Source organism: Lysinibacillus parviboronicapiens, from assembly GCF_003049575.1.
GTDB classification, from domain to species: Bacteria; Bacillota; Bacilli; order Bacillales_A; family Planococcaceae; genus Lysinibacillus; species Lysinibacillus parviboronicapiens.
In genome coordinates this window covers 1-7,957 of record NZ_PYWI01000060.1, presented here as the reverse complement: position 1 = coordinate 7,957, position 7,957 = coordinate 1, and the positions used below count along the sequence as shown (strand labels likewise).

The following is a 7,957-nucleotide window of genomic DNA, read 5'->3' as shown; positions in this document are numbered from 1 at the left end:
CTCTTTCTAGTTCACTTTGCATGAGGACTTTTTCAGGTGTTTCTTCCTCAAATATTTCCTGTACGTTGAATTTCAATAATATATCTCTTCGTCTAGATTTCTTACGGGACAAATCATAATATTGATTAACTGCGACTCTAAAAAGCCAACTTTGGATATTATCAAACTGGACAGAATCTATGTATTGTAAAAACTTATACGCAGTATCTTGGATAATATCTTCTGCATCTTCCTTTGAAGCCCCCATTTTTATTAAATACGCATAAACAAATTTCAGTATCTCATTTAGTTTTTTGACCATTATGGCATCATTCATATCAACCCTCCCACCTTTAAAACGTTTCAATACTAAAAAGGTTAACAAAAAATTACAACTTTAATTTCTTTCTCTATAACGTATATTTCTTTAGTTGAGACATAAAAAAAGAACTTGGCAAGAAAGTTTTTGCTTCTCGCCAAATTCATTAAAAAATATATTGATTACATTTAATCAATCTTCGACAGCCAATGGCTATTTATAGTAGATCAACCCTTTGTTTTACCATCATTTGTGATACGGTTCACCTGGTTAATATAAAACTGTTTATAATATAGTTAATAAATGGACCTTAAATGAATACAGACGCATTTCTAAAAGAAAAGCGCCTGTTAGTTGAATAAGAATCCGTTCCACAACTCTCAAGTTATGACACTTATCAAGTACAAAAGGACCTTTCCATAAAGTTGGAAGGTCTTGGTTATAAATATTATACTCGTTTATATAAACTTAATACATAAAAGCATTTTTCTTTTATTTCAAATGCATAATAAAAGCCACACCTTGTTAGCTATGACTTTGTAGTGTTGACGTCTCCGCTATTGTTAATGCCGGTTTTTTTACCTGTAAATATAACTTGTGAAATTACTATATCTATAATATAGTAATAATACTATTTTATTAAAGGGTGAACTTTTTGTTACTGTAGAATTCTAATCTAAATCAACGTTATAGCTTAATAATTTTGTTTAACAAAACCACCTTATATGGGTGTTATTTGTTGTGCAAAAAAAGCAAGATTAGAATTAGTGAGCTTAGTATAAACATTTAGCGCGACTAATTTTATTCGCGCTTTTTCTATTCGTTGATTTAGACAATTTTAATTTTTTACTTATTAAAATTGAGAGGACGAATCTACAATGCAAAAACAATTACAACAAATTACAGTTGATATGCAGCTTGAAGAACATTATCATACATTAGAAAAAGCTCTACTTACTTTATATTTCCATAATAATTGTACAACTAAATCTTTAGCTTATATGACAGACTTACCAATACCTATTGTTTCAGCAATGAAGAAAGAATTTGCCAAACAAGGTTGGGGTAAACATAGCTTAACGAAAAAGGGCCAGCTAGCCGTTTCGCAATATTTCCAACTCTCAGGTGCCGATGCCGAACTCTATCTACAATTAACGACAGATGATGCATTTCGAATAGAATGGATTACACAAAATATAAGCGAATTAAGCACTATTTATGATGCTAGACCTAAAGCTGACGTGGCAATTGATCAAGCAAAATGTACAGTTGAGACAGCTTTAAAACGTGCATTACTCGCACTAGACTATACGATGCTACTCAATAAGCGCATTTTGTGTTTAGGTGATGATGATTTCATTAGTATTGCATTAGCATTTTTAATAAAGAAAATCGCTCCACACTCTGCAACTAAAATTATTGTATTAGATATTGATAGACGAGTTTTAAGTACCATTAGCAAAATAGCTAAAGACTATGAGCTTCCGATTACAACAGATTATTATAATGTTCAGGTGCCTTTGCCCGAAACATACGCTGCCCAGTTTGATTGCGTATATACAGATACACCGTATACCTTGATTGGCGCACAGCTCTTTTTATCACGTGCAATTAATGCACTAAAGCCAGAAGCAATGCGGCATGTGTTTTTTTCCTATGCCAAACGTAGCTATCAAAAGCAATGGGAGCTACAGCAAAGCTTATATGCTATGGGCTTTGTGATTAATAATATTCATTACGACATAAACAACTATGAAGGTGCGCAGATTTTAGGTGCTACAAGTCAGTTATTCGTATTACAAACAACAAAGCAAATGAATCCTTATATTCCTAATCAGCGTAAATTTACGCGACCAATTTACACAGGAGAGATTGAGAAGAAATCTGTTGTTTATCAGTGTAATCATTGTAAGAACTCACTTACAGTAGGCACTGGCAACGAATACACTACGATTACACAGCTTCAATCCAGTAGTTGTCCGAATTGCAAAAATAACAAGTTTTCACAAATTAAGCGAACAGTAAAAAAAACACAATCCCAGCATACATTAGGGCATCATATATTATTAGAGTTGCATGATTGCAATGGTGCATTGCTCAATGACGTACAACAAATTAAAAAGATTATGTGTCAGGCTGCCCATAAAGCAAAAGCAACAATTGTGACCGAACATTTCCATCATTTTTCACCTTACGGGGTTAGTGGTGTAGTCATTATTCAAGAATCACATTTAACGATTCATACGTGGCCAGAGTACGGCTATGCGGCAATAGATGTTTTCACTTGTAACAGTAAATTAACGCTACAAGAGGCTGTACAATATATTACTGAGCAATTTAATGCGGGAAATGCCACACAGCATTACGTACATCGAGGTAAATAGATAATGGGTAATATAAACCCATAAAACGCAAAAAGAAAAAGAAGTTGTTTCTCTTTTTCTTATTTGCATTTTAAATAATTTACGTGTAACAACTCATTTGAGGAGTGGTAGTTTAAAACTTTCTATAATAACTACGGCATACGTGACTTTTACTCTAATACTGTTATATCAAGGTTTATATAGCATCTTAGCCAAATTGGTTAAGATGCTTTTTTCATCCTCAAAAAGTCGCTGGGGTTAAATTAGGATTAAAATTCTTTGCAATGAAAATAAATAAACACAAACGTCGACTGCTCTAATTGAACAATCGTGCCGCTTAGTTTAAGAAGTACAGCGACGCTTATTAAACAACTGCATAATGTCTACGTATTGTTATAAACTAAATCAACGAAAAAAGGTTTGTCTGAATATTATTGGGCTTTCTTTAAAAGAGTTGTATTTTTAAGTGGCTTTATCTTCAACTCAATATTGGCTTTGATCGTTTATTCGGATTGAAAATCTAATTATGAAACTATCTTCTACTTTCTTCGTATATTAACTAAGTCAACTAATTCTCGAGGTGATAATAATGTACGAATACCATTTCGTTAAAGTGGAACTAAATGCTTGGGGTAGTAAACCAAAAGAAGATTATCAAAATATAATTCACCAATACGCATCTGACGGATGGAGATTTGTTCAAATTTTTGCTCCTTCAACTAAAGGATATGGTTCCGCAGCCTATTTTGAATTAATTTTCGAGAGACCCCTTAATTAGATTTGAGGGGTATTTCTATTTTTGGGAACATAATGTAGAATTCTGTTTACTTAAACTCATCAGCTTTTTATCACTGAACAGTTTTGTTCTAATGTGCCTCATTTTTTGCATTACTTTTTATTAGACATTAATAATCTAATCTATTTTTACAGCAAATGCTCATTCCTTTTGTGATTTCTTATTGAACAAACCTGCCTCGTTAATTTAAGTATTCTTCACAATACCACCTAAATATTAAAATAAATATCCAATTTTATTTAAAACTTTTATTCCGTTAAATGGCCCAATTGTTGAACAAAGGTCAAACAGCACTATTCAACTATCCTGCTTAGTTAGTTTAAGTACATTTCTTCACAATCTTCATAGTGATATTAACATAAATATCCAACAAGAAAAATCATCTCTCAACTAAGACTAGAGGGGAGATGATTTTAATCATTCTTTATTTAAAATTATCGAACTTTGCTATAAATTATCAATCTTAATTAAAAGGCTATTTTAAATTTACACCCGTGTTGGTTTAGATTAACCGTAGCAAGCTTCTAGAGCATTTTAACTAGCCTGTGAGGGTTTTGGTAGTGGAACAGAGGGATTTATTTTTCACACAGGCTATCTAATTGTTGCTACAGAGCATCTGTGGAGCTATAGGAGTGGTTAAGGAAAGAATAACCAAAGGACTTGCATACATGAAATTTAATCATAAACACAAGTCCTATCCTTATTAACCTAAAGCACCCCGTTTGTATGATAAGGTCAGCCAGAGAAATCTGGTTGAAAATTTTTTATTCAATTTATAAATTGATAGTAGCTGGGGTCGAACGGAAGCACCCGTGGGACTTTTCCATGCTTGATTTAGCTAAAGGGCACTATTTTAGAGATTGGTAGTCTTTTCAATTCCCGTAATCAACTACATATAGAAGGGTAATACAGCTTTTGCTTTCTTGTCATCTGAAACTCCTCAATTATTTCCATTAGTAATATTTTTGATGACTAATCAAAGTCCAATTTTGTTTCATAACGCTAACCAAATCAATATGAGATGGAGAATACACAAAAAATATAATAGAAGATACGTTCGCCAATGAATATGTCTCACTAAATATGTTATTGTCATAAAAATGGGAAAAAATCCAATATATTTAGTTACCTTAATATCAGTATAATTCAATGAATTAAAATGAATCGAAATTTCCGCTGGGACGAACCAGAGCGCAACTAGTGCTAGAATAAAAGCACAAATAATCATATATTGTTGCATGTTATTATTAAAAAACGATTGGTTAAAATAGTCTTTTATCTTTCTTTTAGTCATTTACCAACACCTGTTCTACTTCTTTTTCACTTTTTGAATAAAAAAGATAAGTCATTCATTTTAGTCTTCTTCTATTGAAGAGTGAAGACTTATTTCAGGATATTTATTTGCTTTATCCCAGATAAGGCCACTTTTTTTTTCCAATAGGAATTCATCGAAAAAGGCTAAGCTAAGTTCGTTAATAATTTTGTGCACTTTTCTAATGTCCTCGCCTTTATTACACAGTAAAGGTGAGAATAAGTGGAAATCTGTATAGCTCATATGAGATGTGTTGGGAATAACCATTGTAAATCCTTTACCCTTTGAGGCGTTTTCCCGTCTTTCCTGACTTTCTTTCCAAAACGCTTCGTAGGAAGATCGGGATTTCCCACTAAGTGAAATGGCGGCATCTAAGGAAGTGTCAAAAATGGATTTATCGATACTTTTTACTGCATTCATTTGCATATAAGGTTTTGAGAATCCAACTGTTGGGATGGGTTCCCCATATAAGACTCCATCCATGTTCAATGCTACTTTAATACGTACATCTTTTAACAACATTTGAGCAGCAGCAGCACCACCATAAGAGTGACCGAACATTCCTATTTTATCCATATTTAATTTACCACTAAGAAAGTCCATACCTTTATCACTGTTCCATTCTTCTAATATATCTAAGACAAACGATACGTCTTCTGTCCAAATTTCCATGTGCTGATCAAGACCTTCAAAGCCTGATAAATTATTTGGTTCCAACAAAACCTCTTCACCATTTGGAAATACTGTAGCTGCAGCATCGTAAACATGATCAATCCCAACGACAATATAGCCATGGCTTACTAATTTCTCTATTTGAAATGTATTTTGATTCCTAAAACCTGTCATTCCATGAGAAAAAATAAGTATAGGAAAATTGTTTTTATCACTGGAAATCGCTAAATTTTCTTTAGCATGAGCTTTAACAAGATTTAGATGACTTAATGTCCAAGCTGGGAAAGAGAGTGCGCGTTCAATTCCAGCTGTTATGGCCCCCACTTCTTTAATATACCGCTCAGGTTGAAGTGAATTTTCTTCTTTACTTGGATACCAAATTTGAATCATTAGTTCTCTATGTTTACCTTTATCTGAAGAACGCACTTCTTTCCGATTCATATCGATAATGTGATAAGATTTGGTACCTATAAAGTATTCCCCTGTTGGTTTTTCAAATGAAAAGATAGGAAAAAGAACTGGTAATCCTACCATAACAACAATGTAGACAATTGAAAAAGCAGTTATCCCCCACCTCCAATGTTTTTTCTTGCTCTTGAAAATAGGAAAAAGCGCAATTGTTAAAGTTAAAAATAATGGTACGATATACCCCAGAAGCATTTGCCAACGATATCCTTCAAAGATTATTTGCAGAGTCACAATTAGATAAAGAATAGTTAGGCCAATAATAATCTTAATAATCGAGTTTTGCTTTTCTTTATTGCAAAAAAAATGCTTAAGAATAAAGCGATAGAAAGGAAAGTAACTAAAATTTCTAAAACTCTCAAAATAAACTCCCCTTTATTCATTGTAGGTTCATGGGGGCATTCAATTTCCCCCTACTAATTCACTTCCAAAAAGTCACCTTCACCCTTGCTTCATTAAAGCCTCCGTTTTCATAAGTGGAGTGGCAACAGATTTGGACAACTTTTTTAAGGTGGTTAGATGGCTCTCTTAAAGCATAAGGGGCGCACAAGTTGCTTGACATGGAGCCTCTATGGGCATGATTCGTTGCGCCAAGTAGCCAGCTAAAATAGGGCTGGCTTAGCCAAACGAGGCTATCATGCCCATTGCTCCATATAAAGCTCTTCTTCGTTAAAGGACTTAGTTATTGCTCCTTATCCTTTATAAAAAATGTCCAACTAAGTGTAGCCTATCCATAAGTATATTTTTTATTTATAAAGCGAATGTAATAATACAGTTGTTTGTAACCTTTAAGAACTTCTTCGTTAGTAAGATATTTCTCGATATATATATTTTCTTCGCTAATTGTTACGTTTTCTGTTTCAGAAATATTCTTAATAGAATCTTCAACTATTTGTTGAACCATCGTATCTTCAATTTTTGTATTCTTTGGTAAACCTATTAAACACCAAACTTTAATTTTCCCTTCATCTTTAAAGCCTTCTAACATTATTTCTATTGTATCCCTCTCAAGTACCGTTTGTTCTGTAATTGATACTATTATTTTATTTTTTAATTCATATAAGAATTTTGATACCTCATCATCATATTCCTGGTTTTTAGAAGGATCTCTTTCTTCTTGCTTAATTTCTATTTCTTGAACTTCCTGTTCTTTTTTCTGCTCTCCAGTACATCCAACCAACAAGATTGAACTAAATACAATTCCTGAACTTATATTTTTTTTCAAAACTTTCAAAACTTCTAATTCCTTCTCAGACAACTAAGTAAAGTTGCACATAGATGTTGTGAATTATTTTTATCCGATTTAACAGCATGATAGTAAGCTCTATTTAAAGAGGCTTTTATTACTATCTGCTTTTGTCTACACGAAATAAACTTTGGTATATTTTTTTGGACTTGAGTACAATCGTATCTTAACTAACAAACCTTGCTTTGTCAACAGATTAGAGAAATTCAGAGAATGATTTTAATGAAGTTGTTGAATTAAATTCGGATGCGTTTGGTGATACGTCTTAACCGGATAGATCAATCAAAACAATGTTTAGTTGTTAGAAATCAAACAGGAAAGATCATTGGTTTTGGACTATCAATATTTGAACCAATAAATCTAATATTAGGACCTATTGTAGCACCAGATCCTCAAACAGCAGCTATCATAATAGATGGGTTAGCTCTTAAACATAACGGAAAGTTAAGGATTGATGTGTCATCCGATAATAACGAATTAATGTTTTTCTTGCAGAAAAGTGGATTTGTAAAAGTTAATGAACGCCTACTTGAAACCTTCTACTGTCATTCTTGAACTAAACTGCATCGTTAGTTCAATAGTAAAGTTCTATTCAAACAATGGAACTTTTGGGTCTATTCCATAACAATGAATAAGCATAGAGTGTAATTGCCCTCTGTGATGATAAATGTGAGCTACATCTCTAACAACCATTCATATCGTGAGTATGTAACACCCCAATAAGAAGTAACTTCCTCTTGAAGTTCGACTTCTGTGAAATTCATAAATTTATCTTCTAAAAATTGATGATTTTTTATCAATGCTT

At 32.8% G+C, this 7,957-nt stretch carries 6 protein-coding genes; 3 read left to right on the top strand and 3 right to left on the bottom strand.

Going from position 1 to position 7,957, the window contains the following annotated elements; all coding sequences use genetic code 11:
- Positions 1-316 (bottom strand): RNA polymerase sigma factor (locus tag C9J35_RS22595; protein WP_268807952.1); only part of this gene is annotated, 316 nt, incomplete at its 3' end.
- An 860-nt stretch (positions 317-1,176) separates the two neighbouring features.
- Between C9J35_RS22595 and speD the strand changes: the two genes are divergently transcribed.
- Entirely contained in the window at positions 1,177-2,682 is a 1,506-nt protein-coding gene (speD, locus tag C9J35_RS22590; protein WP_054770067.1) for an adenosylmethionine decarboxylase, read from the top strand.
- Positions 2,683-3,250: 568 nt separating this feature from the next.
- The gene (locus C9J35_RS22585; protein ID WP_054770066.1) at positions 3,251-3,439 is read left to right on the top strand and encodes a DUF4177 domain-containing protein; all 189 of its coding nucleotides are present in this window, start codon (positions 3,251-3,253) and stop codon (positions 3,437-3,439) included.
- Positions 3,440-4,811: 1,372 nt separating this feature from the next.
- Here C9J35_RS22585 and C9J35_RS22575 read toward each other — a convergent pair.
- Positions 4,812-6,140 carry an alpha/beta hydrolase family protein gene (locus C9J35_RS22575; protein WP_235616408.1) on the bottom strand — a complete coding sequence of 443 codons (1,329 nt, stop codon included), beginning with the start codon at positions 6,138-6,140 and terminating at the stop codon, positions 4,812-4,814.
- A 493-nt stretch (positions 6,141-6,633) separates the two neighbouring features.
- Complete coding sequence (locus C9J35_RS22570; protein ID WP_201262108.1) at positions 6,634-7,140, bottom strand: topoisomerase; 507 nt, start codon at positions 7,138-7,140, stop codon at positions 6,634-6,636.
- 267 nt (positions 7,141-7,407) lie between these two features.
- Between C9J35_RS22570 and C9J35_RS22565 the strand changes: the two genes are divergently transcribed.
- Positions 7,408-7,707 carry a GNAT family N-acetyltransferase gene (locus C9J35_RS22565; protein WP_107927080.1) on the top strand — a complete coding sequence of 100 codons (300 nt, stop codon included), beginning with the start codon at positions 7,408-7,410 and terminating at the stop codon, positions 7,705-7,707.
- Positions 7,708-7,957: the final 250 nt, after the last annotated feature.